The organism is Streptomyces sp. NPDC059875 (assembly GCF_042731085.1).
In the GTDB taxonomy this organism is placed as follows: Bacteria; Actinomycetota; Actinomycetes; order Streptomycetales; family Streptomycetaceae; genus Streptomyces.
Genome location: NZ_JBHWJZ010000005.1, coordinates 124206 through 149817, shown reverse-complemented (window position 1 = coordinate 149817; position 25612 = coordinate 124206). Strand labels below are relative to the sequence as shown.

General features: G+C 69.7%; 26 protein-coding genes and 2 pseudogenes. 13 read left to right on the top strand and 15 right to left on the bottom strand.

Annotated features, from left to right (window positions below; genetic code table 11):
• Window positions 1-1898: 1898 nt before the first annotated feature.
• The 3 genes from ACFV9D_RS08245 to ACFV9D_RS08235 all read left to right on the top strand — a co-directional run bounded on the left by ACFV9D_RS08245 (window position 1899) and on the right by ACFV9D_RS08235 (window position 5939).
• Window positions 1899-2819 carry a hypothetical protein gene (locus ACFV9D_RS08245; protein ID WP_385142767.1) on the top strand — a complete coding sequence of 307 codons (921 nt, stop codon included), beginning with the start codon at window positions 1899-1901 and terminating at the stop codon, window positions 2817-2819.
• A 567-nt stretch (window positions 2820-3386) separates the two neighbouring features.
• Entirely contained in the window at window positions 3387-3593 is a 207-nt protein-coding gene (locus ACFV9D_RS08240) for a DUF5958 family protein (protein ID WP_385143201.1), read from the top strand.
• Between the two features lie 1941 nt (window positions 3594-5534).
• Window positions 5535-5939 carry a hypothetical protein gene (locus tag ACFV9D_RS08235; protein ID WP_385143225.1) on the top strand — a complete coding sequence of 135 codons (405 nt, stop codon included), beginning with the start codon at window positions 5535-5537 and terminating at the stop codon, window positions 5937-5939.
• A 42-nt stretch (window positions 5940-5981) separates the two neighbouring features.
• Here the strand turns inward: ACFV9D_RS08235 and ACFV9D_RS08230 are convergent.
• Both ACFV9D_RS08230 and ACFV9D_RS08225 read right to left on the bottom strand, forming a co-directional pair.
• A pseudogene (locus ACFV9D_RS08230) lies at window positions 5982-6163 on the bottom strand (transposase); the annotation flags it as partial.
• A gap of 1 nt (window position 6164) precedes the next feature.
• Window positions 6165-6399, bottom strand: a pseudogene (locus ACFV9D_RS08225) (transposase); the annotation flags it as partial.
• A 297-nt stretch (window positions 6400-6696) separates the two neighbouring features.
• Here ACFV9D_RS08225 and ACFV9D_RS08220 point away from each other — a divergent pair.
• The 5 genes from ACFV9D_RS08220 to ACFV9D_RS08200 all read left to right on the top strand — a co-directional run bounded on the left by ACFV9D_RS08220 (window position 6697) and on the right by ACFV9D_RS08200 (window position 9375).
• Complete coding sequence (locus ACFV9D_RS08220; protein WP_385142764.1) at window positions 6697-7353, top strand: hypothetical protein; 657 nt, start codon at window positions 6697-6699, stop codon at window positions 7351-7353.
• 92 nt (window positions 7354-7445) lie between these two features.
• Window positions 7446-7580, top strand: a complete 135-nt coding sequence (locus ACFV9D_RS08215; protein WP_385142762.1) for a hypothetical protein — start codon at window positions 7446-7448, stop codon at window positions 7578-7580.
• Window positions 7581-7663: 83 nt separating this feature from the next.
• Window positions 7664-7849: a hypothetical protein gene (locus ACFV9D_RS08210; protein WP_385142759.1), complete on the top strand. Its 186-nt coding sequence runs from the start codon at window positions 7664-7666 to the stop codon at window positions 7847-7849.
• A 168-nt stretch (window positions 7850-8017) separates the two neighbouring features.
• Window positions 8018-8566 (top strand): DUF4231 domain-containing protein, encoded by a 549-nt coding sequence (locus ACFV9D_RS08205; RefSeq protein WP_385142756.1) that lies wholly within the window; start codon window positions 8018-8020, stop codon window positions 8564-8566.
• Window positions 8566-9375, top strand: coding sequence for an MBL fold metallo-hydrolase (locus tag ACFV9D_RS08200; RefSeq protein ID WP_385142754.1), 810 nt, complete (start codon window positions 8566-8568; stop codon window positions 9373-9375). The genes ACFV9D_RS08205 and ACFV9D_RS08200 overlap by 1 nt, the downstream gene beginning before the upstream one ends.
• Here the strand turns inward: ACFV9D_RS08200 and ACFV9D_RS08195 are convergent.
• On the bottom strand, window positions 9317-10075 hold the full coding sequence (locus tag ACFV9D_RS08195) for a GntR family transcriptional regulator (RefSeq protein ID WP_385142751.1): 759 nt from the start codon (window positions 10073-10075) through the stop codon (window positions 9317-9319). The two genes, ACFV9D_RS08200 and ACFV9D_RS08195, sit on opposite strands and share 59 nt — an antisense overlap.
• A 201-nt stretch (window positions 10076-10276) precedes the next feature.
• On the opposite strand from ACFV9D_RS08195, the gene ACFV9D_RS08190 reads away from it, so the two are divergent.
• Together ACFV9D_RS08190 and ACFV9D_RS08185 are read left to right on the top strand one after the other, a co-directional pair.
• Entirely contained in the window at window positions 10277-10501 is a 225-nt protein-coding gene (locus ACFV9D_RS08190; protein WP_385142748.1) for a hypothetical protein, read from the top strand.
• 177 nt (window positions 10502-10678) lie between these two features.
• Window positions 10679-10933 (top strand): DUF2277 domain-containing protein, encoded by a 255-nt coding sequence (locus ACFV9D_RS08185; RefSeq protein WP_385142745.1) that lies wholly within the window; start codon window positions 10679-10681, stop codon window positions 10931-10933.
• Here the strand turns inward: ACFV9D_RS08185 and ACFV9D_RS08180 are convergent.
• The 5 genes from ACFV9D_RS08180 to ACFV9D_RS08160 form a co-directional block, all read right to left on the bottom strand.
• Window positions 10887-11504, bottom strand: a complete 618-nt coding sequence (locus ACFV9D_RS08180; protein WP_385143197.1) for a DedA family protein — start codon at window positions 11502-11504, stop codon at window positions 10887-10889. The genes ACFV9D_RS08185 and ACFV9D_RS08180 overlap by 47 nt on opposite strands.
• 118 nt (window positions 11505-11622) lie before the next feature.
• Window positions 11623-12081, bottom strand: a complete 459-nt coding sequence (locus ACFV9D_RS08175; RefSeq protein WP_385143194.1) for a DoxX family protein — start codon at window positions 12079-12081, stop codon at window positions 11623-11625.
• A gap of 248 nt (window positions 12082-12329) precedes the next feature.
• Complete coding sequence (locus ACFV9D_RS08170) at window positions 12330-12692, bottom strand: hypothetical protein (protein WP_385142743.1); 363 nt, start codon at window positions 12690-12692, stop codon at window positions 12330-12332.
• On the bottom strand, window positions 12689-14338 hold the full coding sequence (locus tag ACFV9D_RS08165) for an alkaline phosphatase D family protein (protein ID WP_385142740.1): 1650 nt from the start codon (window positions 14336-14338) through the stop codon (window positions 12689-12691). Before ACFV9D_RS08165 ends, ACFV9D_RS08170 begins: the two co-directional genes overlap by 4 nt.
• Before the next feature lie 63 nt (window positions 14339-14401).
• Window positions 14402-15064: an HNH endonuclease family protein gene (locus ACFV9D_RS08160; protein ID WP_385142737.1), complete on the bottom strand. Its 663-nt coding sequence runs from the start codon at window positions 15062-15064 to the stop codon at window positions 14402-14404.
• A 186-nt stretch (window positions 15065-15250) separates the two neighbouring features.
• Between ACFV9D_RS08160 and ACFV9D_RS08155 the strand changes: the two genes are divergently transcribed.
• On the top strand, window positions 15251-15991 hold the full coding sequence (locus ACFV9D_RS08155) for an ABC transporter permease (RefSeq protein ID WP_385142734.1): 741 nt from the start codon (window positions 15251-15253) through the stop codon (window positions 15989-15991).
• Window positions 15992-16151: 160 nt separating this feature from the next.
• On the opposite strand, the gene ACFV9D_RS08150 is transcribed toward ACFV9D_RS08155, so the two are convergent.
• Together ACFV9D_RS08150 and ACFV9D_RS08145 are read right to left on the bottom strand one after the other, a co-directional pair.
• On the bottom strand, window positions 16152-16826 hold the full coding sequence (locus ACFV9D_RS08150; protein WP_385142731.1) for an HAD family hydrolase: 675 nt from the start codon (window positions 16824-16826) through the stop codon (window positions 16152-16154).
• 191 nt (window positions 16827-17017) lie between these two features.
• On the bottom strand, window positions 17018-17986 hold the full coding sequence (locus ACFV9D_RS08145) for a peptidoglycan-binding protein (protein ID WP_385142728.1): 969 nt from the start codon (window positions 17984-17986) through the stop codon (window positions 17018-17020).
• 150 nt (window positions 17987-18136) lie between these two features.
• Here ACFV9D_RS08145 and ACFV9D_RS08140 point away from each other — a divergent pair, with 150 nt between their 5' ends.
• Window positions 18137-20191: a DHA2 family efflux MFS transporter permease subunit gene (locus ACFV9D_RS08140; protein WP_385142725.1), complete on the top strand. Its 2055-nt coding sequence runs from the start codon at window positions 18137-18139 to the stop codon at window positions 20189-20191.
• 42 nt (window positions 20192-20233) lie between these two features.
• Here the strand turns inward: ACFV9D_RS08140 and ACFV9D_RS08135 are convergent, their stop codons facing one another.
• Both ACFV9D_RS08135 and ACFV9D_RS08130 read right to left on the bottom strand, forming a co-directional pair.
• The gene (locus tag ACFV9D_RS08135; protein ID WP_385142722.1) at window positions 20234-20719 is read right to left on the bottom strand and encodes a GNAT family N-acetyltransferase; all 486 of its coding nucleotides are present in this window, start codon (window positions 20717-20719) and stop codon (window positions 20234-20236) included.
• 33 nt (window positions 20720-20752) lie between these two features.
• Window positions 20753-21070: an antibiotic biosynthesis monooxygenase family protein gene (locus ACFV9D_RS08130; protein WP_385142720.1), complete on the bottom strand. Its 318-nt coding sequence runs from the start codon at window positions 21068-21070 to the stop codon at window positions 20753-20755.
• A 12-nt stretch (window positions 21071-21082) separates the two neighbouring features.
• Between ACFV9D_RS08130 and ACFV9D_RS08125 the strand changes: the two genes are divergently transcribed.
• A complete protein-coding gene (locus ACFV9D_RS08125) occupies window positions 21083-22240 on the top strand; it encodes a serpin family protein (protein ID WP_385142717.1) in 1158 nt (385 codons plus the stop codon).
• A 40-nt stretch (window positions 22241-22280) separates the two neighbouring features.
• Here ACFV9D_RS08125 and ACFV9D_RS08120 read toward each other — a convergent pair whose 3' ends face one another.
• From ACFV9D_RS08120 to ACFV9D_RS08110, 3 genes are all read right to left on the bottom strand, one after another.
• Window positions 22281-22949: an O-methyltransferase gene (locus ACFV9D_RS08120; RefSeq protein WP_385142715.1), complete on the bottom strand. Its 669-nt coding sequence runs from the start codon at window positions 22947-22949 to the stop codon at window positions 22281-22283.
• On the bottom strand, window positions 22946-24010 hold the full coding sequence (locus ACFV9D_RS08115; RefSeq protein ID WP_385142712.1) for a DUF2330 domain-containing protein: 1065 nt from the start codon (window positions 24008-24010) through the stop codon (window positions 22946-22948). The genes ACFV9D_RS08120 and ACFV9D_RS08115 overlap by 4 nt, the downstream gene beginning before the upstream one ends.
• 213 nt (window positions 24011-24223) lie before the next feature.
• On the bottom strand, window positions 24224-25471 hold the full coding sequence (locus ACFV9D_RS08110; protein ID WP_385142709.1) for a cytochrome P450: 1248 nt from the start codon (window positions 25469-25471) through the stop codon (window positions 24224-24226).
• Window positions 25472-25612 lie beyond the last annotated feature (141 nt).

The following is a 25612-nucleotide window of genomic DNA, read 5'->3' as shown; positions in this document are numbered from 1 at the left end:
GGGAAGCTGAGGGCAGCTTCGGCATGCCACAAAACGCTCTCTTCTCATGAAGGGGGCGTTTCTGGTTTCTGGGCAGACTTGTCAGGAGCCACGCTGCCGTGCCCAACTCATGGCACCGGATCCCCTGCCGGGCCGCACCGCCGACGACTGGACCAACTTCGCTTAGAAGAGGGGGGCTTGACGCTCTGACCTGCCCGAGCGTAGCGTCCCCCATACTGCGATACCCGCATGCTTATGGCCGCTTACCTCCTGATCTCTGCCGCTGCCATGAAGGGGGACGATGAGCCAAACACCGGACGCCATCCTGGTGGGTGTCGATCTCGCCGCCCACTACGCGGGGCGACCCGAGAGCACGATTCGCCGGTGGGCCAGCGAAGGGCGCATCACTACATACGGCCACGGGCGTGGCAAGGTCCGGTACAACCTTCTAGAACTCCCCCATGCCGTAGAAGATGAGTTGACTGGCGAGCGAATCCCAGGTCAGGCACCCCCCGTTCCTCCTGAGCGACGCGGACGCATCAGCTAGCAACGAACTCAGAGCGATCAGCCACTGATCACACCTCTGCACTCCTGAGCCCGAGCCATCGCTCGGGCTTTTTTCATGCCCGGAAAGACGGGCCCGCCTTCCCTCCCTCGTGAGCTAGCCAGAGAGCCCACGTGGGCTCGGAGAGGTATGTCATGCGACTGCCCTTGTCTTCAGCTGCCGTTAGTGGCAGTGCGGGTTTTGCTGCCCTGCTGGCCGACACCCCATGGTGGCTGGTGTTCTTGGTTCTCCTGTTCACCGCGGCTGCTCTGCCGACGACCTCAGAGTTCCGCGCTTGGAGAAAGCAGAGGTCAGTGCAGGAACTCGAACGCGCGGAACTCGAGATGCGGCGCCAGCAGAACCGGACGTTCCTCGCGCTGCAAAGTCGTACAGAGCGGGCGATCCAGCAGCTTCCCCCAGGCCAAGACCAGGTCACGGCCTACTTGGAGCTGCTCGCAAGATCCAGGGACAATGCGCAACCCGCTCCAGCCACAGACCCAGGCGAAGGACCCGGCGGATCACCGTGATGCCGCTGAGTTCCGTGCAGCTCGACCTACGAACGAGGTACTTCGCGGCGAGGGGTGCGCCAGTCGCGGAATCCTGGAGACGAGGGTCCAGCCCGGGCTGCGGCGGAGCGCTACCCCGGTCCGGTGGCACGGGTAGAGCTGGAAGCGGTCGGTGCTCCGTGTCGTCACACGGCATTGGCCCCGCCTCTGCCGAGAGCGGGCGCAACCGGGATCTAGACCCCGGAAATTCGCCGCCGCGGCGGGGGCGCATGGGCCAACGACGGATCGTTTCTTCGGTGAAGAGGCTCACCTCTCAGGGTGATGCCCGGCACGGCCTGGGGCTGGTACCCGTATGTCTCCACTATCACAGGGCCGACAGTGCACGGCCTGCTCTCCGGTCCTGCGCCCGATAGGCGCGGGTTCCACGGAACGCGCACCTGCCACACCTGAACGCCAACAATCGAAACGGACACCCTGTGATCACCAAGCAAACGGCACCTGTGCGCTATTGGTTTCTCTCCGTGCTTATTGTCGTCGTCCTCCTGGCGGAAGTCGGCCTCTTCATGTGGAGCAGCATCCACGACGTACTGGAATTCGGAAAGGATCAGGTTGTCTCGACGCTCCTCAGGTTCCTGATCGTAGCCCTCAATACTGTTGCTCTGATCCAGATGTACCACGGGAGCGCTTTCGCTGGCTTTCTGAGAAGAATCCGTCGACGCCTGCTAGGAAGGGCCCGCCAGCCGCGCGGGCCGAGCGCTACTGGTGCTAGCATCCGGACGTTCCGGAGGGCGCGTCGCCACCCCTCGCACCGTCTGCATACAAGCGCCACCTCCAGTGGCGGGGCGAGGAATCCCTGGCATCAACCCATCGTGTTGCTGTCACAGGCCGCTGCTCTGCCCATGCTCTTCATTCCCATCTGGATCGACTCGCACAGCCCGGACCGCGACTGGGCGTGGTTGGCCCTCGCATTCGCCCTCTTCCTGTGTACCGTCGTCGTCCTGGCGAGTGCCGCAGTACATGGGCATGTGAATTTCGGCTGGGTGGCGCTCGGTGCCCTGCTTCCGCTTCTAGGCTTTGCCCAGTGGGCGTATCTGACCTTCTATAAACCCGTACACGAACGCCCCAGGGTAGATGTTTCCACCAAGCTGGAGAAAATTAACGCATCGCGTGGGGTCACTCGAGTCCGCGGCGCTGTAACGCTGAAGAACAACGGTGAGGCATCAGCGGAAACGCTGGGTGCGATTTATGTGATCACGGGACATCGGGTGGAGTCGGCGGAGGGAATGAGCGCTCACGAAGCGAGCGGCAGGTTGGACCTGTCGGAACCAAACCATCGACACTTCGGGAGCTTTGCATCATTGCTCAGCTTCGACGACTTGCTGGTCGCCGGGGAATCTTTGGCGCCAGGGGAAACGCGGACACACTCGTTCGTCTTCGATGCAGACGAGAGCAAGCAAAACATCGTGCGACTGACTGCATACATTTCTATGTCTACGCCTACCGGAGATTCCAGTCCCCGGGAATGTGTGCCGGCTCCTCCCAAACCAAATGTCTGCACGCGAACAAACTTTGCGCCCACCAGCTTGGCCAGAGAAAAGCTGGGCGACGAACCCTTCGCCCACACGACGGTGCACTTCGACGAGATGCAGGCGAAGCCTCCAGCCAACCCATACCTGTCCACCACATTTGGATCCGGAAATCAGGAGGAAGGCGAGTCAGTGCAGAACATCGACCCGCTCGTTCGAGATCAGTTTACGCAGTCCATTACAGAACTCCGCTTGGATCCATGAGGGCAGGGGCCCACTTCTGCCCGACCACCGCCCTACCCCCGGACGCACGGGCCTGCGGCCAGCGCCCCGCTGAAGTAGCTCTTCGCCGCGAGGCGCGAGCTCTCTCGACCAACCGCAGGGCCCCGGGCTGGGATTCCCCCACGACCACAGCCCTCTTTGCGAACACGTGGGTAGAACCCGATACGCTCCTTCACCTGGAGAGTGCCTCCGGCTGGTGCGGGAACAAAGACCTCGGCGTACCTCAATCTCGCTGGCCAGAGGCGCCTTCTGCTTGCGTGATCACCAGCCGGACAGTCCACGTCGTGAAAGCGCGAAGCTAAGGCTTGTCACGTATAGCGCTGTGACCTGGGAGATCGGTCGGCGGTACTGTCGGCCGATGGAGTCTGAGAAGTCGAACGAGTGCCAGCTTCATGGTGCTGGGGTGAGCGCGCAGAGCTTGGTGGGTCGTCGGCTCGCGGAGGTCGTCGGCTCGTGGCACTTGTACGGCAGTGATGGCCCCGCGGGCCCGCTGGATGTGTGGCTGATCGATGACCGGGGTGCCGCCATCCACCTCACGCACGCTCCGGCATTCGCCCCACTCACACGCCTGCGGTGATGCTCACGAAGTGGCGCTTCGGGATGGAAAGCCTTCCGGCCTATGAACTCACGAAGTCATTTCGCCTGCTCGTCGCCCTCTTCGGCATCGCTGACACCCGCAGGCGGGCGCTGTACTGCGCCGGCGGATGCGGTCACGCATGGCACAACCTGTCAGCTCAGCCGCAGGATCCAACCTAGGGCTACTTCCTGCCCTGGTTCTTGATCCGGTCTGAGGCTTACTTGGTGCACGGACTCTGACCTGCGGTCGAGCGGTCAGCGGTTGTCATCCTTGGCCGCCCTCGGCCGCCCCTCCACGGCCCACGGACGGACCCGGTTACCCGGTCAACTCCTCCCGTAGTGCCGCCTCCATCGCCGTTAGCTTGTCCCAAACGTCATCAAGCGGCACTGGATCAGACGTTCGCTGAGCACGTTGCAAGATCCGTGGCTGAGCTTTTGGGAACGCTTGGTGAGCTTCTCTTACAGCCTTTCGCGATGGGGGCTGGGCCATCAGCGAAGCCTCCATGGCCATTGTGATTGCCTTGGTCCGAGTCTCCGAGAGGGTGCCGTCGTTCTCGTCCCGCCAGATCCCCACCAGGGCGTCATGCCATCCGTACATGGCCATGAGAAGGTCTCGGTACAACTCCCTCTTCTCGGTCAGCCAACGGATCTTGACTTCCTGTGATCGCTGCTCTCGGAAGAGTCGTAGCTGGCCTCGTTGAGCAAGCCATGCGCCGGCAAACCCGGTCGCGGCACCGATGCTCGTGCCCATCAGTCCTACCAAGGCTGCGTCCATGCTGGATTTCCTAGCAGAGATCGTTTCCGGGCACGGCCCGAACTCCGAGGTCGGTGGCCTCACTGCGTGCTGGCGCTGCCGGGGATACCGGCCCGCCGGCCTCCGTCGACTACTTGCCCCGGCTCCCATCCCGTCTGCCGTCGACCCACACGTATGTGGAGCGGGCGCGGCTCCTGGCGTCCAGGTGGAGCTCGTCACTGTACGAATGACCTGGACGCCAGGACCGTATCTGCTCGGCTCTGCCTGGGTCGTGCGGAGAGTCTTGCGCACGTAGGGCGGGCCCGAAGCATCCGCACCTAACGAGGCCGCCGACTCGCGCCGGCAGTCAGGGGGTGAACCGATCGAATGCATCCGGGGCGGCCCCGCCTGGGTGAGTACGTCGTGGGCGTAGCCCCACGGGGCGTCTATGGCCCGCAGCGAGAGCGCGATTACCCAGGCGTCGAAGGGTGCACATGACCACTCAAGTGCACCGACTTGCCGTCACAGACTGCCGTCAGACCAGCGCAGGGCCACGGCGCTTAGAAGGGACTTGGCCGTTCCGGCCGCCACGTGGCGCTGACCTGCTGCTTAGCCGCCGCCTGGGGCACCGCCGTTGATCTCTTCTCGCGTATTCACCGGAGGCCGTCGTTCCGGCAGTCCGCTGAGCATGTTCCATCTAGTTTCTGATTTATGCGCGGACGGTTTCGAACCGCCGACATCTGCTTTGTAAGTTCGCCCAACCGCGTCGCCAGCCTCACAGCCACGCTCGTGGTCAAGCGCCAAGAGACCACCGCCGTCCAGGGGTTGTGGTGGTCTCTTCATCGCACGCCGCCTGAGTGGCGATCTGAGACGCGATGAGTCGCAGTCGGTGTCCCCACCAGTAGGAAGTACGACGAAGGCCCAGGTCACCGGTACTGAACCGGGAGCCTGGGCCTTGTTCGTTCCTCAGCCGGGGAGGCGGGGGAGAGGTACCTGTCAGTTACGGGTCATGTCCCCTGGTGTGGTGTAGCGGCGGGGCAGCTCTCTGCCCTGGGTGGTCAGCAACCTGTCGTGGTGCCCGTCGCGTCAAGTGGCGATGGCATGGACCGTCGCGTGCGCCGGGCCCAGGAGGCGGTTCGCGATGAAGGTGATCCATGGGCTCTTTGCGGCTCGATCGCGATCGGCCGCTGTGGTTGCGGTACTTCGCTGCCGTACCGCCTCATGCCTCGTGAAGTGTGGCCGCCGACGACTGCGACTTGAACATGTTCAAACTCCGTGCCAGGGTACGGCGTGGGTTCTTGAGCCCATCGGTCGCGCATGCGGCCTGCGGAACCCACTAGGGGTGGAGTGTGTTGCGTTCCTGTCGTACTGCGCTGATCTTGCTCGCCATGGCCCTTGCTCTCACGGCCTGCGGCAGGCTCTACGACCTGCCGCCGCCTGAGGGCGAACCGGTCGTTCTGAAGCCGGCCGAACTTGCGACCACGTGGACCGATGCCGACGGCGGCACCCTCACGCTGAAGCAGGACGGGACGTTCATCGCCGATAAGGTCTGCATCGCCGTCGGCTGGTACGAGGGTTTGACCTGGTCCGGAATAGGCACCTGGGAGCGAGGCTCCAACAAGAAGCAAAGCTTCGTCGGTGTGACCTTCGACGCCGCTCACCCCGAAACGGGTGAGCGGGAGCCCGACTCCTACGCCGCCTTGAGGCAAGGCAAGGTCCTGAAGCTCTGGGCCGCCGTCGGCGATCCGGACCACGATTATCCGAACTGCGTCCTGACCAGCCCGGCGAGTTGACCCGGTTGCCGCGCGGCCGGGTGAAAGGTGCACATGGTCCGGGACGGCGCCGGTGCGGCGTTTGATCTCGCGGTTGGTGCGTTCCAGCGGGTTGGTGGGCTGGATCTTTTCCAGTGCTGCTGGGGGAAGTCGGCGAAGGCGGTGAGGTCCTCTTTCGCCTCCAGCAGCATGGTTTTGACCTTGGCGAACTGCCTGCCGAGGGCAAAGATGGTGCGGATGTTCGCGCACGCATGCCTCCATCACCACCGCATACAAGGCCCGGTCGATCCGGCGGCGGCGCTCCAGCAGCGAGGGATGAAGCTCCCCGTCCGGATCTTCGTGATCGCCAGCTCCACACGTCGGCCTGCGTGGTCAGCGTCTTCTCGCGGTGCCCGTTGCGCCAGGTGGTGCGGGACTCCATGTGCTCGTTCCACTCGGCGCCGATCCGGGCGGTGGCCTCCGCCTCGATCAGCTCCTGCAGAATGCGCTCGCACACCGCGCGGATTGTCTCGACTTCATCCGCCGCAACAGGTCGGACTGGGACAAGGCCTGTTCGGGGGCACGAACCGGAGCAGCGGAAGCACCTGCAGGGCGCACCGACCCAGGCTCACCGCCTTGATCCCTTACACCGCGACAGGGGACACGATCCCGGCGACACGTCGCTGTTGCAGATGAACGGGGTACGACGGCAGGCGACGGGCGAGACGCATTTGGTGTGCTCAGCCCTCATGCGCTTGAGTGTCCACGTCAAATCGGTAATGAGTGCGAGGGGTTGACGTTGAGTAAGGCAGCACGGGGGATCGCGGCCGGAGTGGCGCTGATGGCCGTACTGACGGCGTGTGGTGGTTCGGGCGACGGCCTGGATGCCTTCCGTGGGGACGGTGACAAGCCTCCGGTCACGCTGACACCGGACATGGTCCGCACCGCCCTCCCCAGCAAGGCGAGCGCCCCCAAGGGCTTCGAGGGCGACGACATCGAGGTCGAGGTCGGCGACGAGGCCGTCGAGGCGTGCACCGGATCGACCGAGTCCAACTGCGGCGGGCTGCTCAGTATGGGCGGCACCGACTTCGACACGGATGACAGCGGCCGGAGCGACAGCTCCGAATACAACGGTGAGGTCGTCTTCGGCATCCTGGCCTTCCAGAGCCCGGACGACGCCAGAGCCACGTACAAGGCCCTGGTCACCGAGGAGCGCAGCAAGGCCGAGCAGGGCGGAGAGAAGGCGAAGCCGGTGGAGATCGACGCGGGCGCCGAGGAGACCGAAGCCTTCGAGGACGCCGACGGCGAGACCATGGTCATGATGCGGATCGGCAGCGTCGTCGCAGTGGTGAACGGCGACGGCACCTTCGTGGAGAAGCCGAACTACAACGACTTCGCGAAACTCCAGATCGACCGGCTGAAGAAGACCGCCGAGGGCATGAACCCCGACGCGTGATCCGCCCAGCCTCCACAGCTCCGGTCCGCGCGGCCGCCGGGCCGGGGCGGAGGCCGGGCGCACCCGAGGAGGGAAGGGGCCGGTGTACGCGGTTGGCTGTCGTCGGCAGCGGCCAGTGCTACCAGCAGCAGGGAGAGTGGAGAGCCCGCGCGCAGGCGGATCGAAAGAAGAAGGAAGCCGAGGCGAAGAAGCAGGAGCTTCGGAAGAAGAAGCGGTCCTGGTGGTGACCAGCGTCTGACATCCACGGCTGACATCAACCAGGGTGGACGCGGGCGGCTCAGGCGGTCGGCAGTGGCGGGCGTCGTGCCAGATGCGTGCCAGATGCGTGCCGGATGCCTGCCGGACTCCCGCCGACCTCCACTTCGGCGCGGCCCAGTACGACGCCGAACTGGCGCGCGCCGCGATGACTGACGTGACCGGATGGGGCAGGCTGCCGCCGTCCGCCAAGCGGACGTCCAAGCTGACAAGCTCAGGGCCGCGGGGGACGCTGCCGTAGAGGTAGACGCTGTGGAGCGTCCCGCTGCCGAAGGGCTCGGCGGCGACGGGGCGAGCGCCGTCGGCGCCCGGTCCCGTGGGCCTTCGCGGTTCGGCCTTCGTCCGTCCATGGGGTCGCTGTGGCGTGAGGAGTTGACCTCCTGGGCGTGCGGGCTATGTACTCCGAGGCATGGATGAGGTGGGGGATGCCCCGGAGGTCGGGGTCGAGGGTGTGGGTGCCGGAGGGGCGATGACTCCGCAGGCGTACATCGAGAGTCGGCTCGTGCAGTACCAGGAGTGGTACGACCGCAAGGCCACCAGGATGAAGGCCATGCACCTGCGGATGCGGACCGTGTCCGTCGTCGGGGGTGCGCTCGTGCCCGTGTTGGTCAATCTCGATCTGTCGTTCGCGAGGTTCACCGCCACCGCGCTCAGTCTGATCGTCGTCGCGTCCGTGTCGCTGGAGAGCGTGTACCGCTATCGGGAGCAGTGGAAGAACTACCGCTCGACCGAGCAGCTGCTCGGGCACGAGCGGGTCTACTTCGCCGCCAAGGTGGGGCCGTACCACAACCTTTCGGACCGTGACTGCTTCACGACCTTAGTCGCCAGAGTCGAGAAGGCCATCGCCAGCGAGAACTCGGCCACCCTCAACGTCATGACCCTCGGCGGGCAGGTCAACGCCGATGTTCAGCAGAACGGTGTACCCGCGCCCAGGACCGAGCCGGCCGGGGGAAGCTGATGGACGGCGACGCGCTGCGGATCACTGTGCTCGGGTCCGCCACCCCCTACCCCCGGCCCGGGAACCCCTGTTCCGGGTATCTCGTCGAGGGCGGCGGCGTTCGCGTGTGGGTGGACGCCGGCAGTGGGGCGCTCGGGGAGTTGCAGCGGTACGTCGGGCTCGGGGAGATCGACGCGGTGTGGATCTCGCACCTGCACGCCGACCACAGCGCCGACTTGCTCACCGCGTACTACGGGCTCCTCTACGCCGACATCCGGCTCGACGCGCCCGTTCCCCTCTACGGGCCGCCCGGCACCGCCGACCGGCTTGCCGGGTTCCTGACCAACGAGCCGCGGCGCAGTCCCGTCGAAGACGCCTTCGCCGTCGAGGAGTTGTACGACGGTCACGAGGCGCGGGTCGGCGGGCTGAGTCTGCGCAGCCGGGCCGTCGAGCACGGCGGGATGCCTGCCTATGGGGTGCGGATCGAGGACGCCGAAGGGCGCCGGATCGCGTACTCGGGCGACTGCGAGCCCTGTCCGGAGCTCACTGAACTCGCCCGTGACTGCGAGCTGTTCGTCTGCGAGGCCGACGGCGAGGGTCCCGGGCACCACTCCGCCGAGCAGGCGGGGCGGACGGCCGCCGACGCCCGCGTCGGGAGGCTCGTCGTGACGCATGTGGGGCCCGGGATCGAGCCCGAGCAGGCCGTGGTGCGGGCCGGCGGACCGTTCGCGGGCGAGGTCGAGTACGCCGCGCCCGGTCGGGTCTTCGCCGTCACGCGTCGAAGTCGTACTCCAGGACGTACGACGCCGAGTCCAGCGTCATCTCGTTGAGCTCCACCGCAACTCCCTTGTCCGTGAAGGCCGTACGGCCGATCAGGATCACCGGAGTCCCGAACTCCAGGCCCAGCCGGGTGGATTCGTCGGCCGTGGGCATCCGGCAGCGGATCTCCTCGCGGAAGTGGACCGGCTGGTGGCCGAGTTCGGTCAGGCGCGCGTAGGTGCCGCCGGGGCCCGTGTCGGGGGTGGCGATCGGGGTGTTCTCGGCGAGGGCGGCCGGGAGGTACGAGACGGAGAGCAGGACCGGCTTGTCGTCCAGGACGAAGCGGCGGCTGCGGACGCAGACCGGGGAGTCCGGCGGCAGGCCGAGCGCTCCGGCGATCCGTGTGCTCGCCGCCGCCTCGCCGACCTCGATCTGGTCGACCACCAGCGCCCGGTCCTCGATGTCCGCCGACCAGACCGAGCGTCCCGTGCCCCAGTGGTCCTGCGCGAGCCGTGGGATGCCCCGCCGGCGCAGCGGGCGGAAGGAGCGGACGAAGACTCCGGCGCCCTTGCGGGCCTCCGTCAGGCCCTCGTTGCGCAGCACGGACAGGGCCTGGCGGGCCGTCATCCGGGCCACGTCGTACGTGGTCATCAGATCGTTCTCGCCGGGGAGCCGGTCGCCGGGGGCGAAGGCGCCTGACTGGATGGCGGTTCTCAACTCGTCGGCGATGCGCTGGTACTTGGGCCGACGACCGCTGTCCTGGTCAGTCATGGGTGGACCACTCCCTTCGTCTTGCGGGACACCCTACGGCGCGCTCGGACGAGCGGATGCACGCGTGTGCGCCGACCTGTGCGGCCGATCCATCCATCGGGGGACATCTCTAGAGATACGTTGACAGGGAGGGGGCAGGGGGTTTCTCTGGGTGTATCTCTAGAGATCTGGGACTCCGGGATTCCGGGACGGAGGGGATTCGTGCAGCCTTTGCCCGAGGTCGGTGACCTCGTCCGTGACACCGCCACCGGGCGGGTCGGCTTCTACGTGGACAGCGTCGCCGGCCGGTTTCTGATCCGGCCCGTCAACGGCGGCTGCGAGTGGGAGGCCGAACCCGGGGACGTACAGCTCGCCACGCCCCTGCGCGAGCTGCGGGTGCGCGCCGCGGAGATCAACGCGAGGAGCAGGCGCGGCCTCGGAAGCTGACGTTGTCGCCTCGCGGGCTGACGTTGCCGCCTCGGAAGCTGAGGTCGTCGCCTCGGGCTGACAACGCCGCTTCGGAAGCCGAGGTCGCCGCTTCGGACGCTGACGTCGCCGCTTCGGACGCTGACGTCGTCGCTCCGGGAAGCTGACGTTGTCGGTGGGGCGCGCAACACTGGAGGCATGTGCCGCAGCATCAAGACCCTCCGACCGCCCGCCCTGCCCGACGAGGCCACCGAGGAGGACATCCGCGCCGCCGCCCTGCAGTACGTCCGCAAGGTCTCCGGCTTCCACCACCCCGCCGCGCACAACCGCGAGGTGTTCGACCTGGCCGTGGACGAGATCGCCGCGGCGACGGAACGGCTCCTCGACGGCCTTGAGGTGCGCGGGCTCAGGAAGCGGGCGCAGGTGCGGGAGCCGCAGCCGGACGCCGTATGACGTAGACGGCCAGCGTGCCCGCCAGGAAGAGCGCGAGGATCGAGACCCCCGCGCTGATCCAGGTCGCGCCCAGCCACAGCCCGCCGAACCAGCCGAGCGCCACGCTGTAGCTAGCCCAGGCCACGCCCGCGAGCGCCGACCACGGCAGGAACTCCACGATCCGGCGCCGCGCCGCGCCCGCGCCCAGCGAGACCACCGAGCGGCCCGCCGGGGCGAACCGGGCGATCACCACGAGCAGCCCGCCGCCGCGCGCGAGCGCCGCGCCGAGACGTTCCTGCGCGCGGGTCAGCCGCCGTGACCGGGCGATCGCCCGGTCCAGCCGGGCCCCGCCGCGCCAGGCCAGCCGGTACGCGACGAAGTCGCCGAGGACCGAGGCCGTGGCCGCACAGAGGAGGAGGGGGAGGACGGAGGGGACGTCCGGTGAGGCCGCCGTGGCGGTCGCCGCCGCCGTCGCGGCCGTGATCACCAGGATTCCGCTCGGCAGCACCGGCAGGAAGACGTCGAGAAGTACCGACGTGGCCACCGCCGCGTAGATCCACGGGCCCGCGGTCAATGACCTCAGTGACCCCATGCTGTCGAGCACGTTCACAGCGCCAGAGCCTACGCGGGGCCGGGGGACGAAAACGGGGCAGGGGCCGGAAACCGCACAAGCGGATTCCGACCCCTGCCCCGTGGCGGGTGCGCGGGCGTCACGCGGCGACCGGCGCGCCCTTCTTCTCGCGCTCCCCGGCCTCGGCGCCGCGGGCCCCGCGGGCCCCGAAGAGCCGGTCGAGCGCCAGGGCGCCCGGGCCGGTGAAGGTGATCAGCAGGAACGCCCAGCAGAACAGGGCCGCGGACTCGCCGCTGTTCTGGAGCGGGAAGAGCGCCTCGGGCTGGTGGACCTTGAAGTACGCGTACGCCATCGAGCCGGAGGCGAGGAACGCGGCGGTACGGGTGCCCAGGCCGACCAGCACCAGCACACCCGCGACGAGCTGGATCACGGCCGCGTACCAGCCGGGCCAGGTGCCGGCGGGCACGGTGCCACCGCCCATCGCGCCGCCGAGGACGCCGAAGAGCGAGGCGGCGCCGTGGCAGGCGAAGAGCAGACCTATGACGATGCGGAACAGGCCGAGCGCGTACGGCTGGACCTGGTTCAGGCGGTTCGCCAGGTTGTTCATGGGGAGGGGGACTCCTTCGGTCGGGTCCGCTTGCGGGGAAACGGAACGTGGGGGACGGAACCGATGAGGTCGTCAGGTTAGGCACCCCTCAGTAGTACTTGCAAGTTCAACATTCGGTCATTCGGTGATCTGTGGCGAGCGTCACGCCGGCCCGCGGGCGTCGCCGAAAACCCCGCCGAGTCGGTGTACGACGCCGCCCGGCAGGACTGGCGCTGGGACTCGGTGGACGACCGTCGTCTCTACCTGGCGCGACTGATCCAGGAGCTCGGGTTGGCGTTGGATCCGGCGATCGCCCTGCCGGCCGGAGACGAGGACCAGGGCGAGCGGGCCTGCCGCACGCTGGAGTTGCCGGCCCCGGCGGGTTCGGCCGAGGCGCGCGAAGCGCTGCGGGCGCACATCCGGGAGGGTGAGCACTGGGCCTCGGAGCGGCGGGCGGCCCGTGGGTACTGCCGGGGCTCGTGCGTGCGGTCGAGCGTCTGGGCGACCGATGAGCGGCCCGCCGCCCCGAGGTCCCTGGTGAGCTTGTACAGATCCCAGGAGTCCGGGTCGCCGATGTACTGGAAGAGGCTGGGGCGGTCCTCCGGGGCCCGGGTCGGGCTCAACTGTCGCTGAGTGTCCGTTCGTCGACGGTCACCAGGCGGCCGCCCCGGCGGGCCTGGGTGAGGGTCAGGTGGGCCGTGCGGCCGTGCAGGGTGAGGGTCATCAGCTGGTTGCCGAACCAGGGGCCGCCCGTTCTGCGCCAGTCGACCGGGGGGCGGGGCGCGCGGCCGTGGCGGGCGAGGGCGCGGCCCAGTCGGCGGCCCGCCGCGCTCCAGCCGAAGCGGAAGCCCAGGCGGACCGGGAGCGGGATCGCGTTGTGGAGGGGAGAGCAGGTCAACTGCGTCACCCGCGCCTCGGGTCGCTCCTTGGGCCAGCGCGGCTCCGCCACGTACGCGTGGTGGACGTCGCCCGACAGGACGCACACCGTCGCCGGCGCCTCCGGGCCGCTGCCCGCCTCGGCGAGCAGGCGCGTCAGGGCCTCGAACGACGACGGGAACGCCGCCCAGTGCTCCAGGTCCGCCCGCTGCCGCAGATCCTCCGCGAACCGCGCCCACCGCCCGTCCGGTCCGCCGCGCTCGCCCCGGCACAGCGCCGCGTTCCAGGACTCCGCGTCATGGATCAGCGACGGCAGCAGCCAGGGCAGCGAGGTGCCCACGAGGAGATGGTCGTACGAGCCCCGGTCGGCCAGCGCCTGCTCCCGCACCCACGCCGCCTCGGCCTCGTCCAGCATCGCCCGCCCGTCCTCCCGCAGGACGCGGGCCGCCCGGGTGTCGATCATCAGCAGCCGGGTCCGGCCGAAGTCCCTGCGGTAACTCCAGCGCACGCACGCCGGATCGGCGTCCGCCTCCGCCACGAACCGCCGCAGCGCGTCCGTGCCGTCGGGCGTGGCGCACACCTCGGCGTACAGGGGGTCGGCCGCCAGCTCCGCAGGGGAGAGATTGCCGAGGTGCTGGTACACCCAGTACGACATCAGCCCGCTCAGCACCCGCTCGCTCCACCAGTGCGTGGCGCGCATCCGCCGCAGCCAGGCCGCGCTCGTGTTCCAGTCGTCGATGACGTCGTGATCGTCGAAGATCATGCAGCTCGGGACGGTGGAGAGCAGCCAGCCGACCTCGGGGTCCTGCCAGGACTCGTCGTAGAGCCGGGTGTACTCCTCGTACTCCCCGACCTCCGTGCCCGGCGGGTCGCGTGGGTCCCGGCGGGCGGCGAGCCAGCGGCGGGTGGCGGTGGAGGTCTCGTCCGCGTACACCTGGTCGCCCAACAGAAGGAGTACGTCGGGGCGTTCGGCGTCCGGGTGGGTCACCAGATGCGTCGCGAGGGTGTCGAGGGCGTCCGGCCCCACCGGGTCGTGGCCCGTCGCGGGCTTCGCCGCCCAGCGGCACGAGCCGAACGCCACCCGCACACCGTCGCCGGGCGCCGGGGTGCGGATGGTGCTCGGTGGGAAGCGGGAGTCGGGCAGGGGCCAGACCGGGCGGCCGTCGAGCCGTATCTCGTACTCCGTCGTCGTGCCGGGCGTCAGGCCGGTCACCGGGATCACGGCGTAGTGGTGGCCGGCGATCTGGAAGGTGCGCGTGCTGCCGCCGCCGCCGGACGCGCACCGCGCCTCTGCCGTGCACGGGCGGTCGGCCTCGATCCAGATCGTCGCGGAGTCGCCCGTCACCCCGTCGACGTACCGCAGCAGTGGTCCGATTCTGAGCCCGGCCGCCATCGTGATCCCCCTCCGTCGTCCCGCCGTACGGTACGGAACGACGGAGGGGTGCAGGAAGCCTTCTCAGCAGCCGTTCAGGACCGACTGGAGGGCGCTCTTCTCGGCCGAGTCCACGCTCAGGCCCCAGTAGTACTTCGTGTGCACCCAGGCGCGGGCGTAGGTGCAGCGGTACGAGGTGCGCGACGGCAGCCACTCGGCGGGGTCGAGGTCGCCCTTGGCCTGGTTGACGTTGTCCGTCACGGCGATGAGCTGCGGGCGGGTCAGGTCGTTGGCGAACTGCTGGCGCTTGGCCGTCGTCCAGGAGTTCGCGCCGGAGCGCCAGGCCTCGGCGAGCGCCACGACGTGGTCGATGTCGAGGTCGGAGGCGGCGGTCCAGGTCGCGCCGTCGTACTCGGAGTACCAAGTGCCGCTGACCGCGGCGCAGCTGGAGTCCTGGACGACGTTCACGCCGTCGCGCTTGAGGACGGTCTCGCGGGTGTTGCAGGCACCGGAGACGGTGCTCCAGTGCGGGAAGAGGTCCCGGCTGTAGCCCGAGGAGGAACCTTCCGCCTTGACCGTGAGGGAGGTGAGGTAGGTACGGGCGGTGGCCGCGCTGACCGGGGTCGGCATGGCGGCCTGCGCGGTGGGGGCCGTGGCGAGGAGACCGGTGACGGAGAGGGCGGCGGTGGCGGCGAGTACGGTCGTGCGACGGGCTATTCGACGCGCGTAGACGCTTGCGGCAAGCATGCGAACTCCCTTGTTGTGGGGGGCCTTGACCGGGTCGTCCCCGGGCGGGTGCCGGACGGCCCGGTCATCGTGGCGGCGCCAGGTTTCGGTGGGGGGTGCGCCAGGTAACAGAGTGGCGACATGGGCACGTCACATCAAGGGGTATGACGGAACGACAGTTCCGTTTTCCGGCCCTAGGGTTGGTGCGTGCTTCTGGAAGTGAACATCACCTTTGGGGTGGTTCTCGCCGTTCTGCTCGCCGTGGCCGCGGGCGTCGTCGCTCTCGCTCGCCTCGGGCGCGCCCGCGACACCCTGGTCGCGGGCGGGCGTGCGGCGGTCCAGCTGGTCGTGGTGGCGCTGGTGATCGGCTGGGTGATGCGGTATCTGCCGCTGCTGCTGGGATTCCTGCTGCTGATGTACGGGGTGGCGGTGTGGACCGCCGGGCGGCGGGTGGTGCCGCGCCCGGGGCGCGGCTGGTGGTGGGCCGGCGTGCCGATCGCGGCGGGGGTGGTGCCGGTGGTCGGCGTGCTCGTGCTCACCGGGCTCGTACCGGTGCGGGGCGTGGCGCTCATCCCGGTGACCGGCATCCTCATCGGCGGCGCGCTGACGGCCACCGTGCTCGGCGGGCGGCGCGCGCTGGACGAACTGCAGACGCGGCGGGGCGAGGTGGAGGCGGGGCTCGCCCTCGGGCTTGCCGAGCGGGAGGCGCGCCTGGAGGTGGCGCGGAGGGCCGCGTCGGACGCGCTGCTGCCGGGGCTCGACCAGACGCGGACGGTGGGGCTCGTTACGCTGCCGGGCGCGTTCGTGGGGATGCTATTGGGCGGGGCGTCGCCGTGGGAGGCGGGGGCGGTCCAACTCTTCGTGCTGGTCGCGCTGCTGGTGGTCCAGGCGGTGGCGGTGGCGGCGGTCCTGGAGCTGGTGGCGAGGGGCGTGTTCGTACGGGGGTAGGGGGCGGTGCGTCGTTCAAGTGGCGTTCGGCTCAGGGGCCGTGCCCGTACCGGGCGGGCGTTACGCCGGGAACGCCGCCCGGATCAGGGCCCGTGCCCGTACCGGGCGGGCGTTACGCCGGGAACGCCGCCCGGATCAAGGCGCCCGCGCCCGTACCGCGTCAGCGTTGCGCCGGGAACGACACCCTCAGCGTGCCGTCCGACAGCGGCTCGACCGTGACGTCCGTGAGGTCCATGACGTGGACGTCCGGGGCGAAGGCCGCCGCCCGCGGGCCCACGCCCACCACGCGCATCCCCGCCGTGCGCCCCGCCTGGATGCCGGCCTCGGAGTCCTCGAAGACCACGCAGTCGGCCGGGTCGAAGCCCAGTTCCGCCGCGCCCTTGAGGAAGCCCTCCGGGTCCGGCTTGCTCGCGCCGACCCGCTCCGCGGTGACCCGGGTCTCCGGCATCCGCAGCCCCGCCGCGCCCATCCGGGCCTGGGCGAGGGCCTCGTCCGCCGAGGTCACCAGGGCGTGCGGGAGGCCGTCGATGGCGGCCATGAAGGCCGGGGCGCCCGGGACGGGCACGACGCCGTCGAGGTCGGCGGTCTCCTCCGCCAGCATCGCCCGGTTGTCCGCGTGGTTCTGCTCCATGGGCCGCTCGGGGAGGAGGACGGCCATCGTCGCGTACCCCTGGCGGCCGTGGACCACCTTGAGCGCCTGCTCGGGGTCCAGTCCGTGTCGGACGGCCCAGCGGCGCCAGCAGCGCTCGACGACGGCGTCCGAGTTGACGAGGGTGCCATCCATGTCCAGAAGGAGGGCGCGGGTCGTGAGCGTTGCCGGGGTGGTGGCGGGCATCGACGGTCTCCAGAAGGGGTGGGAGGAGAACAGAGCGGTCCCGCCCGCCGGTCAGGGAGTGCGGGCGGGGCCACTTTGTTTCTCCACGATACAAAACGGGGTGCCGTCTCCGCCAATCCGTCCCGTATCGCGGACCGCGGGCCTCGCACCGCAGGCCTCGGACCTCAGACCGCAGGCCCCAGTCGGTGGCCTCAGCCGGTGGTCTCCGCCTCGAGCGCACGGCGCGTCTCCGGTCCGTACACGCCCTCCTCGTCCTCCTGGATGTACTGCCACTCCTGGTACCACTCGACCGCGCGCCTCACCTGTCTGGAGTACTCGCCGTCGATCCGGCCGTCGTACGCGTAGACCTGGGTGAGCCGCCGCTGCAGCTCCTCCACCTCGGCCCCGGAGTCGCCGTAGCGCAGGGTCGGGCCCGGTGTGGCCTGCGTGGGTGCGGGCGGGGTGGTGGGTGCGGTGGTGGTCCGGGTGGCCGAGGGGGACGGCGGTGTGGCCGGCGCGCTGGTGGTGGCCTGCGCGGTCCGGGTGGCCGACGGCGAGGGGGAAGTCGAGGCGGAGCGCGAGGGCGAGGGTGAGGTCGAGGCGGAGGCTGAGGTGGACGGCGGGGTCGACGGCTCCTCCGAGACGGCGACGTTCTCCGACGCGCTCGTGGTGACCGTGGGTACGGCCGCGCGGTCGTCCGTCGTGCCGTCGTCCAGCAGGCCGCCCGCGACGGCCGCCGTCGCGATGACCGCGACCGCGACGGCCGCCGCGAGCGCCACGAGAGCGCCACGCCGGCGCGTGGCCGGCCGCGGCTCTGGCTCGGCGTACCCGTCGGGCCCGACGTAGGAGTCGTAGCCGTCGTACGCGACGGCATCCGGGGCAGGCCCCGCGGCGATCCCCGGCAGGAGCAGCGGCATGGTCTCGGCGTGGTCCCCGGCCGCCGGCGCCACCGGCTGCCCCGACAGGGCTTCAGATGCGGGCGCAGCCGGCCCGGGTATCGGTGCGGGCGCGGGCGGGGCCGGCGGCGCCTCGTACGGGCCCGGTTCCGGCGCGTCCAAGGTCACGTACGGCCGGATCCGCAACGGGTCGAAGTCCTCCGCCGCGGCGATCTCCGCCTGGAGGCAGGCCGCGCAGCCCGGTCTTCTCTCGTCGCCGCATTCAGGACAGACGTGTCCGCTCATGGTGTGTCCCCTCCCCGGTTCACCTGGCAGCGATTATGCAGGCCGCCCCTGTCCGTCACCTGAACAGCCGTTCCCCTCGGGAGGCCATGAGGGGACATAACTATCAGGATGGGGATGAACGGACCCCCGAGGACACCCCCGGAGATGCCCATGGCCCAGGAAGTACGCACGCCGGACGTCGGCGGCGACCCCGCGCCTGGGGAGGGGCGGAGTCGCCGCAGCATCGTCGTCGCGATCGGTGCGCTGCTGCTCGGCATGCTGCTCGCCGCACTCGACCAGACCATCGTCTCCACCGCCCTGCCGACCATCGTCAGCGAACTCGGCGGCATGGAGCACCTCTCCTGGGTCGTCACCGCGTACATGCTCGCGGCCACCGCCGCGACGCCTCTCTGGGGCAAGCTCGGCGACCAGTACGGCCGCAAGAAGCTCTTCCAGACCGCCATCGTCATCTTCCTCGTCGGCTCCGTCCTCTGCGGCATCGCGCAGGACATGCCGCAGCTCATCGGGTTCCGCGCCCTCCAGGGTCTCGGCGGCGGCGGTCTCATGGTCCTGTCGATGGCCATCGTCGGCGACCTCGTCCCGCCGCGGGAACGCGGCAAGTACCAAGGGATGTTCGGCGCCGTCTTCGGTACGACCAGCGTCCTCGGGCCGCTGCTCGGCGGGCTGTTCACCGAACACCTCTCCTGGCGCTGGGTCTTCTACATCAACCTGCCCATCGGCATCGTCGCCCTCTTCGTGATCGCCGCCGTGCTGCACATCCCGGTACGCGGCACCCGGCACACCATCGACTACCTCGGCACCTTCCTCATCGCCTCGGTCGCCACCTGCCTCGTCCTCGTCGCCTCCCTCGGCGGCAGCACCTGGGACTGGGGCTCCCCGCAGATCATCGGGCTCGCCGTCCTCGGCGCCGTGCTCCTGGTGTGGTTCGTGTACGTCGAGAAGCGCGCCGCCGAGCCCGTCCTGCCCCTGAACCTGTTCCGGATCCGGACCTTCACCCTCGTCTCGGTCATCAGCTTCGTCGTGGGCTTCGCGATGTTCGGCGCGATGACCTATCTGCCGACCTTCCTCCAGGTCGTCCAGGGCGTCACCCCGACCATGTCCGGCGTCCACATGCTGCCGATGGTGCTCGGCCTGTTCATCATGTCCACCGCCTCCGGCCAGATCGTCTCCCGCACCGGGCGCTGGAAGGTCTTCCCGATCGTGGGCACCGCCCTCACCGCGCTCGGGCTGCTGCTGCTCAACGAGCTCACGGAGAACAGCTCCACGTGGGAGATGAGCGCCTACTTCTTCGTCTTCGGCGCCGGCCTCGGCCTGGTCATCCAGGTCCTCGTCCTCGTCGTGCAGAACGCCGTCTCGTACCAGGACCTCGGAGTCGCCACCTCCGGTGCGACCTTCTTCCGGTCCATCGGCGCCTCGTTCGGCGTCGCCGTCTTCGGCACGATCTTCACCAACCGGCTCGACACCAAGCTGGACGACGTCCTCGCCGGACAGCAGCTGCCTCCGGGGATCGGCCCCGAACAGATCGCGGCCGACCCGCGCGCCATCGACGCGCTCCCGCCCGAGCTGCGGACCCAGGTCCTGCACGCGTACGCGACGTCCATCACCGACGTCTTCCTCTACGCGGCGCCCGTCGTCCTCGTCGCCTTCGTGGTCGCCTGGTTCCTCAAGGAGGACAAGCTGCGCGGCTCGGTCACCGCCCCCGACACCAGCCAGACCCTGGCCTCCAACCCGGTGGAGCGGTCTTCGTACGACGAGTGCGCCCGCGCCCTGTCCGTGCTCGGCTCACGCGAGGGACGCAAGGCGATCTACGAGAAGATCACCGCGAGGGCCGGGCTCGATCTGCTGCCCGCCGCGAGCTGGCTGCTGCTGCGGATCCGCCGCCACGGGACCGTGGAACCGGCCCGGCTCGCCGAGACCACCCCCGTACCGCTGCGGGCCATCACCGAGGCGTCCCGTCAGGTCGAGACGCGGCGGCTCGCGCGCCGGGAGGGGCTGCAGCTGATCCTCACCGACGAGGGCGTCGAGACCGCGGCCAAGCTGGCGAAGGCGCGCGAGGAGTCGCTCGCCGAACTGCTGGGGGACTGGTGGGGACCGGACCGGCCCACGGACCTCGTCCAGCTCGTGGAGGAGCTGACGGCCGAGCTGAGCGGCTCGGACGCGGAGCGGCCGCACCTGCCCGAGCCGCCCCGCGACCACCACGCCTGAGGATCCCCAGGGCCTGTCCGACCCTGATCCGCCGGACAGGCCCTAGAGCTCCTTGCCGTACCAGATGTCCATGTACGGGCCCTCGCAGTACGCCGGGATCTCCGCGTAGCCGTGGCGGGTGTACAGCGTGCGTGCCTCGATGAGGTCGAGGCGGGTGTTGAGGACCATTCGGCGCGCGCCCAGTGCACGCGCGGCGTCCTCCAAGTGCCCCAGCAGCGCCCCCGCGCCGCCCTTGCCGCGGAACGCATGGCGCAGGAACACCCGGGTCAGTTCGGCGCGTTCCTCGTCGAGGAGCAGCACGCCACCGCAGCCGGCCGCCTTGCCCTCGTACCGGGCCACCAGGAACCGGCCGGTGGGCGGCGCCAGGAGCTCGACCCCGTCGTTCGTCAGCCCCTCGTCGATCTCGGCCTCGGTCGCCGGTCGCTGCCAGTAGCGGCTCGCCACGTCGTCGTAGTAGTCGCGTCGTAGGGCCGTCGCGTCCGGGGTGTCGACGCGCTCGGGGGAGAAGATCCAGGTCATGCGCGCCATTGTGGGCGCGCACGACCGCGGCTCGCCGCCGAATTACTTCGGGGAGGCCTGCTGGACGACCTCGAACGACCAGAGCGTGGAGCCGGTGGCCGCCGGCTTGGGCCGGTCCTCGGCGGAGCCGCCTCCGTGGGCCGCCTTCATGGAACCGTTCATCCAGTTCTGGAAGTCCTCCTCACTGCGCCAGCGGGTGTACACCAGGTACTGGTCCGTACCCTCCACGGGGCGCAGCAGCTCGAACCACTCGAAGCCGTCGGAGCCCTCCACGGCGCCGGCCCGGGAAGCGAAGCGCTGCTCGAGCACCTCACGCTGTTCGGCCGGCACGGTCAGGACGTTGATCTTCACGATGCTCATGAAGGGCAGGATATGACCGGCACGGATCTGGTGACGCATACGGGTGCGATCCGGGCGCTGGCCGAGCGCTGGGTGCCGCGCCTCGGCGACGACGACTTCGTCGTCTCTCCCGCCGGGCTGTGGCTGGCGCTGGGCGCCGTGGCCTCCGGGGCGCGGGGGCGGACCGGCGAGGAACTGGGGGCGCTGCTCGGGGTCGACGGGGAGGCGGCCGCCGAGGCCGTGACCCTCGCCGGGCGCCGGCTCGCGGCCATGGACGGGGTCGCGGTGGCGACCGGCATGTGGAGCACGATGCCGGTGCTCGACGCCTTCCGGCGCGGGCTGCCCGAGGTGCACTTCGGGGTGCTGCCCGGCGCGGCCTACTTCGCGCTGCCCGACGAGGTCTTCGGGGCGACGGACGACATGTCCTTCGGGGAGCTCGCCGAAGACGCGCAGCCCGAGCTCGACGCGTGGGTACGGGAGGCCACCGGCGGGCGGATCCAGCGGTTGCCGCTCGCTCTGGACGGCTCCGAAGACCTCGTCCTGCTCAACGCGCTCGCCCTCAGCGCCTCCTGGCTGACCGCCTTCCCAGGGCACCTCACCCACGACGCGCCCTTCACCGACGGGTACGGCGACAGCCGGCCCGTACCGACCATGCGGCAGCGGATCCCGGCCGCCTGGGTCTGGTACGTGGACGGCGTCACCGTCGTCGAGCTGCCCTGCGCCGGTGGCGAGGCCGCACGGGTGCGGTTCGTGCTCGGTCCGGAGGGCGCCGGGCCGGTCGAGGTGCTGCCCGCCGCCTGGGCGGGGCCCCGTGAGCGAAGGCCGCTCACGGCGGACTCCGCCGACCTGGCCCTGCCGCGCTTCACGCTCCGTACGAAGACCGACGCGAAGGAGCACCTGGCGGCGCTCGGCATCACCCGGGCGCAGCGCCCCGGGGCCGACTTCTCGGGACTCTCCGCGGCCGACCTGTACATCGCCGAGGTCGTGCAGGAGGCGCTGGTCGAGATTGCCGAGAAGGGGGTCGAGGCGGCCGCCGTCACCCAGGTGACGATGACCCGCAGCGCGGCCCCGCCCCGCCACGAGGTGGTGGAGCGGATCGCGTTCGACCGGCCCTTCGGGGTCGTGGTGCTCGACGGCGAGGGCGAGGTACCGCTGTTCGTCGGCTGGCGCAACCGCGCGGGGAAGGGCTGACCCGGTTCACTCCTGACGGCGCCCCGTTCGTCCCCCGTGGCTACTCCACCACGCGGGCGAGCAGCAGCCCGTCGTACCCCTTCACGCCCACCGTCTGGAACGCCGTCGCGTCCAAGCGGGGCTCGCGCGAGATCAGTTCGAACATCGCGCGGGTGCCGGTGATCGCCGGGTCGTCCGGGTGCTCCTCTGCGATCTTCCCGCCGCGCACCACGTTGTCGACGATGATGACCGTGCCGGGGCGGGACAGCTTCAGCGCCCACTCCACGTAGTGCGGGTTGTTCACCTTGTCGGCGTCGATGAAGACCAGGTCGAACGGGCCCGCGCCCTCCGCCTCCAGCTTCGGCAGGGTGTCCAGGGCCGCGCCCGTCCGGACCTCGACGATCGTGTCGAGGCCGGCCCGGGCGATGTTGGCGCGGGCCACGTCCGCGTGGGCCGGGTTGTACTCCAGGCTGATCATCCGGCCGTCGGCGGGCAGCGCCCTGGCCATCCAGATCGTGCTGTACCCGCCGAGCGTGCCGATCTCCAGGACCGTGCGCGCGCCCTGCATCGTGACGAGCAGGTTGAGCAGCTTGCCCTGGTTGGGGGCGACGGCGATCTCGGGGAGCCCGGCGGCGGTGGAGTCGGCGAGCGTGGCGGCGAGCGCCTCGTCGGCCGGAGCGAGCAGATCGGTGAAGTAGCGGTCGACGGTGGTCCATTGATCCTGGGTCATGCGGCCGAACGTACCGCAGGGCGCCCACGTCGGACGCGTACCGCCACGACTGTCCCGGCGACCGCGAGCAGCACGCCGGAGACCGTCAGGAGCCAGACCGGGATCCCGTCGCCGACCGTGAGCAGCCGGTCGGTGTAGATCACCTCCCGGTACGGGGTGTCGGCGACCGTCCGCAGTTCGTGATCCCCGTCGATCCGCGAGGGAACGGGGAACTCTTGGTCCAGGGCAGTCAGATAGACGGGGCGGCCGCCGGTGAGCGCGGCGAGGGCGTCGTCCTTCGTCTCCTCGATCTCGCCCGCGAACCTCACCTCGGGCCGCGAGCCGCCGATGTCGTCGCGCGGCTCCATGCGGTGGTCGGCGAGGACGTACAGGCCGAGGGACTGCGGGGTCTGCGCCAGCCGGGAGAGCCGCATCGGGTAGACGAGCTCGTCGCTGGTGAAGCTGATCCGGAGCGGGGTGAGTTCGCCCCAAAGGGCCGCGCCCGTGGCGTCGGGCGCGAGGCGCACGGCGACGTACTCCCACTTCCGCTCGACGTACGGCGTCAGTTCGGTCGCCAGCCGGTCGGAGAGCTCGAAACCGTTCGTCTCCAGCCAGCCGCTCAGCGCCTTGGGGTCGGTGGCGGTCAGCCGTGCCACGTCGAAGGGGCCGAGCCGCTCGCGCCCGACGACACCGACGTCCGCAGGCGCCTTTCCGGGCGGGGCGGCCCCGGCGCCGTCCACGTCGTCGAGGTCGAAGGGCCAGTCGTGGCCGCGCGGCCAGAAGTAGTGCCGGTCCTTGCGCTCGGGCCGGGTGAGGTCGTCCAGCGCGTCGAAGAGCTCCGGGTCGCCGAGGCTCACCTCCGCCCGGCCGGGCACGGGCATGATCCAGGCGGCCCGCTCGGCGTCCCCGCGCACGGTGAAGCGCATGACGATCTGTTCCGTACGGCCGTCCCAGCGCACGGCCGAGGTCTCCCGGTCGACCCCGATCTGCTGGTTCCGGTCGGGGATCATGGCCCCGCAGCCGCAGGCGTACGCCGGTGCGATCAGTGAGCCGAGCTGGAGCGCGAACAGCGCGACGATCATGGCCAGAATTCTGTGTGTCCCCCGCATGCCGGATCAGACGCGGCAGGGGAAGATCCGGTTCCGGCGCACGGATCGGCGGTTCGGCGGTTCGGCGGAATCGGCGGAATCGGCGGAATCGGCGGATCGGTTCCGTGGATCGGCGGGCCGGCGGGAGGCGGGAGCCCCAGGCGTAGGGGGATGAGCTCCCGCCTCCCGGTCTGTCGGGAGCCTCTGTCAGGAGCCGACCCGGACCTGCAACTCCTTGATTCCGTTCAGCCAGGCCGCGCGCAGCCGCCGCGGATCGCCCGCGAGCCTCAGGTCGGGCAGCACGTCCGCCAGGGCGTTGAAGATGAACTCGATCTCGTTGATGGCGAGCGACTTGCCGAGGCAGAAGTGCGGGCCTCCGCCGCCGAAGCCGAGGTGCGGGTTCGGGTCGCGCGTGATGTCGAAGGTCTCCGGGTTCTCGAAGACCTCGGGGTCGTTGTTGGCGGAGGAGTAGAAGAGTCCGACCCGGTCGCCCTTGCGGATCTTCTGGCCGCCGATCTCGGTGTCCTGGGTCGCGGTCCGCTGGAAGGAGACCACCGGGGTGGCCCAGCGCACGATCTCCTCGGCGGCGGTCGCCGGCCGCTCCCGCTTGAACAGTTCCCACTGGTCGGGGTGGGTGAGGAAGGCGTGCATGCCGTGGCTGATGGCGTTGCGGGTGGTCTCGTTTCCGGCCACCGCGAGGAGGAGCACGAAGAAGCCGAACTCGTCAGAGGAGAGGTTGCCCTGACCCTCGGCGGCGACGAGCTGGGTCACGATGTCCTTGGCCGGGCATTCCTTGCGTTCGGCGGCCAGGTTCATCGAGTACCCGATGAGCTCCATGGCGGCCTCGGCGCCGATCTCCTCGGTGATGGCGTACTCGGGGTCGTCGTACGCGACCATCTTGTTCGACCAGTCGAAGATCCGGGCCCGGTCCTCCTGCGGTACGCCGATGAGTTCGGCGATCGCCTGGAGCGGCAGCTCGACGGCGACCTGGGTGACGAAGTCGAAGGAGCCGTCCGCGCCGGCGTTCCGCTTCGCCTCCTCGACGATCTTCCGGGCGCGCTCGCGCAGGGCGGTCTCCAGGGTCCGGATCGCGCGGGGGGTGAATCCGCGCTGGACGATCTGGCGGACCCGGGTGTGCTCGGGCGGGTCCATGTTGAGCATGATCAGCTTCTGGACCTCGATCTGGTCCCGGGTGATGTGCTCGTTGAAGCGGATGACGGCCGTGTTCTCGGTGGAGGAGAACAACTCGGGGTGGGTGGAGACGTACTTGACGTCCGCGTGCCGGGTGACGGCCCAGTAGCCCTCGTCGTCGAAGCCGGTGATGCCGCGCGGCTGAGGGCACCACCAGACGGGCGCCGTCTGCCGCAGCCGCGCGAACTCCGGGAAGGGGATGCGGCTCTGGAGCAGATCGGGGTCGGTGGCGTCGAACCCTTCGGGGAGGTGAGGGCAGGGCATCGGCAACACACTCCATGTCTGAGGCACGCTTGTCCGCCGCGTGTCTGACGGTCCATCAGAAGGTGTCCGCAAGGTAGTAACGGGTTCTACAACTCGCAAGGGATGCGACGGGAACTGTTGCCGGTAATCGGTGCACGCGGG

What these genes read in the sequence shown, in the direction of transcription:
- ACFV9D_RS08210 (WP_385142759.1), top strand. Translation starts at nt 7,664, where the DNA reads ATGCGTGCCAGATGCGTGCCGGATGCCTGCCGGACTCCCGCCGACCTC.
- ACFV9D_RS08185 (WP_385142745.1), top strand. Translation starts at nt 10,679, where the DNA reads ATGTGCCGCAGCATCAAGACCCTCCGACCGCCCGCCCTGCCCGACGAG.
- ACFV9D_RS08195 (WP_385142751.1), bottom strand. Translation starts at nt 10,075, where the DNA reads ATGACTGACCAGGACAGCGGTCGTCGGCCCAAGTACCAGCGCATCGCC.
- ACFV9D_RS08125 (WP_385142717.1), top strand. Translation starts at nt 21,083, where the DNA reads ATGACCGGCACGGATCTGGTGACGCATACGGGTGCGATCCGGGCGCTG.
- ACFV9D_RS08145 (WP_385142728.1), bottom strand. Translation starts at nt 17,986, where the DNA reads ATGAGCGGACACGTCTGTCCTGAATGCGGCGACGAGAGAAGACCGGGC.
- ACFV9D_RS08165 (WP_385142740.1), bottom strand. Translation starts at nt 14,338, where the DNA reads ATGGCGGCCGGGCTCAGAATCGGACCACTGCTGCGGTACGTCGACGGG.
- ACFV9D_RS08205 (WP_385142756.1), top strand. Translation starts at nt 8,018, where the DNA reads ATGGATGAGGTGGGGGATGCCCCGGAGGTCGGGGTCGAGGGTGTGGGT.
- ACFV9D_RS08200 (WP_385142754.1), top strand. Translation starts at nt 8,566, where the DNA reads ATGGACGGCGACGCGCTGCGGATCACTGTGCTCGGGTCCGCCACCCCC.
- ACFV9D_RS08160 (WP_385142737.1), bottom strand. Translation starts at nt 15,064, where the DNA reads ATGCTTGCCGCAAGCGTCTACGCGCGTCGAATAGCCCGTCGCACGACC.
- ACFV9D_RS08150 (WP_385142731.1), bottom strand. Translation starts at nt 16,826, where the DNA reads ATGCCCGCCACCACCCCGGCAACGCTCACGACCCGCGCCCTCCTTCTG.
- ACFV9D_RS08115 (WP_385142712.1), bottom strand. Translation starts at nt 24,010, where the DNA reads ATGATCGTCGCGCTGTTCGCGCTCCAGCTCGGCTCACTGATCGCACCG.
- ACFV9D_RS08120 (WP_385142715.1), bottom strand. Translation starts at nt 22,949, where the DNA reads ATGACCCAGGATCAATGGACCACCGTCGACCGCTACTTCACCGATCTG.
- ACFV9D_RS08235 (WP_385143225.1), top strand. Translation starts at nt 5,535, where the DNA reads ATGGCCCTTGCTCTCACGGCCTGCGGCAGGCTCTACGACCTGCCGCCG.
- ACFV9D_RS08135 (WP_385142722.1), bottom strand. Translation starts at nt 20,719, where the DNA reads ATGGCGCGCATGACCTGGATCTTCTCCCCCGAGCGCGTCGACACCCCG.
- ACFV9D_RS08110 (WP_385142709.1), bottom strand. Translation starts at nt 25,471, where the DNA reads ATGCCCTGCCCTCACCTCCCCGAAGGGTTCGACGCCACCGACCCCGAT.
- ACFV9D_RS08140 (WP_385142725.1), top strand. Translation starts at nt 18,137, where the DNA reads ATGGCCCAGGAAGTACGCACGCCGGACGTCGGCGGCGACCCCGCGCCT.
- ACFV9D_RS08130 (WP_385142720.1), bottom strand. Translation starts at nt 21,070, where the DNA reads ATGAGCATCGTGAAGATCAACGTCCTGACCGTGCCGGCCGAACAGCGT.
- ACFV9D_RS08180 (WP_385143197.1), bottom strand. Translation starts at nt 11,504, where the DNA reads ATGGGGTCACTGAGGTCATTGACCGCGGGCCCGTGGATCTACGCGGCG.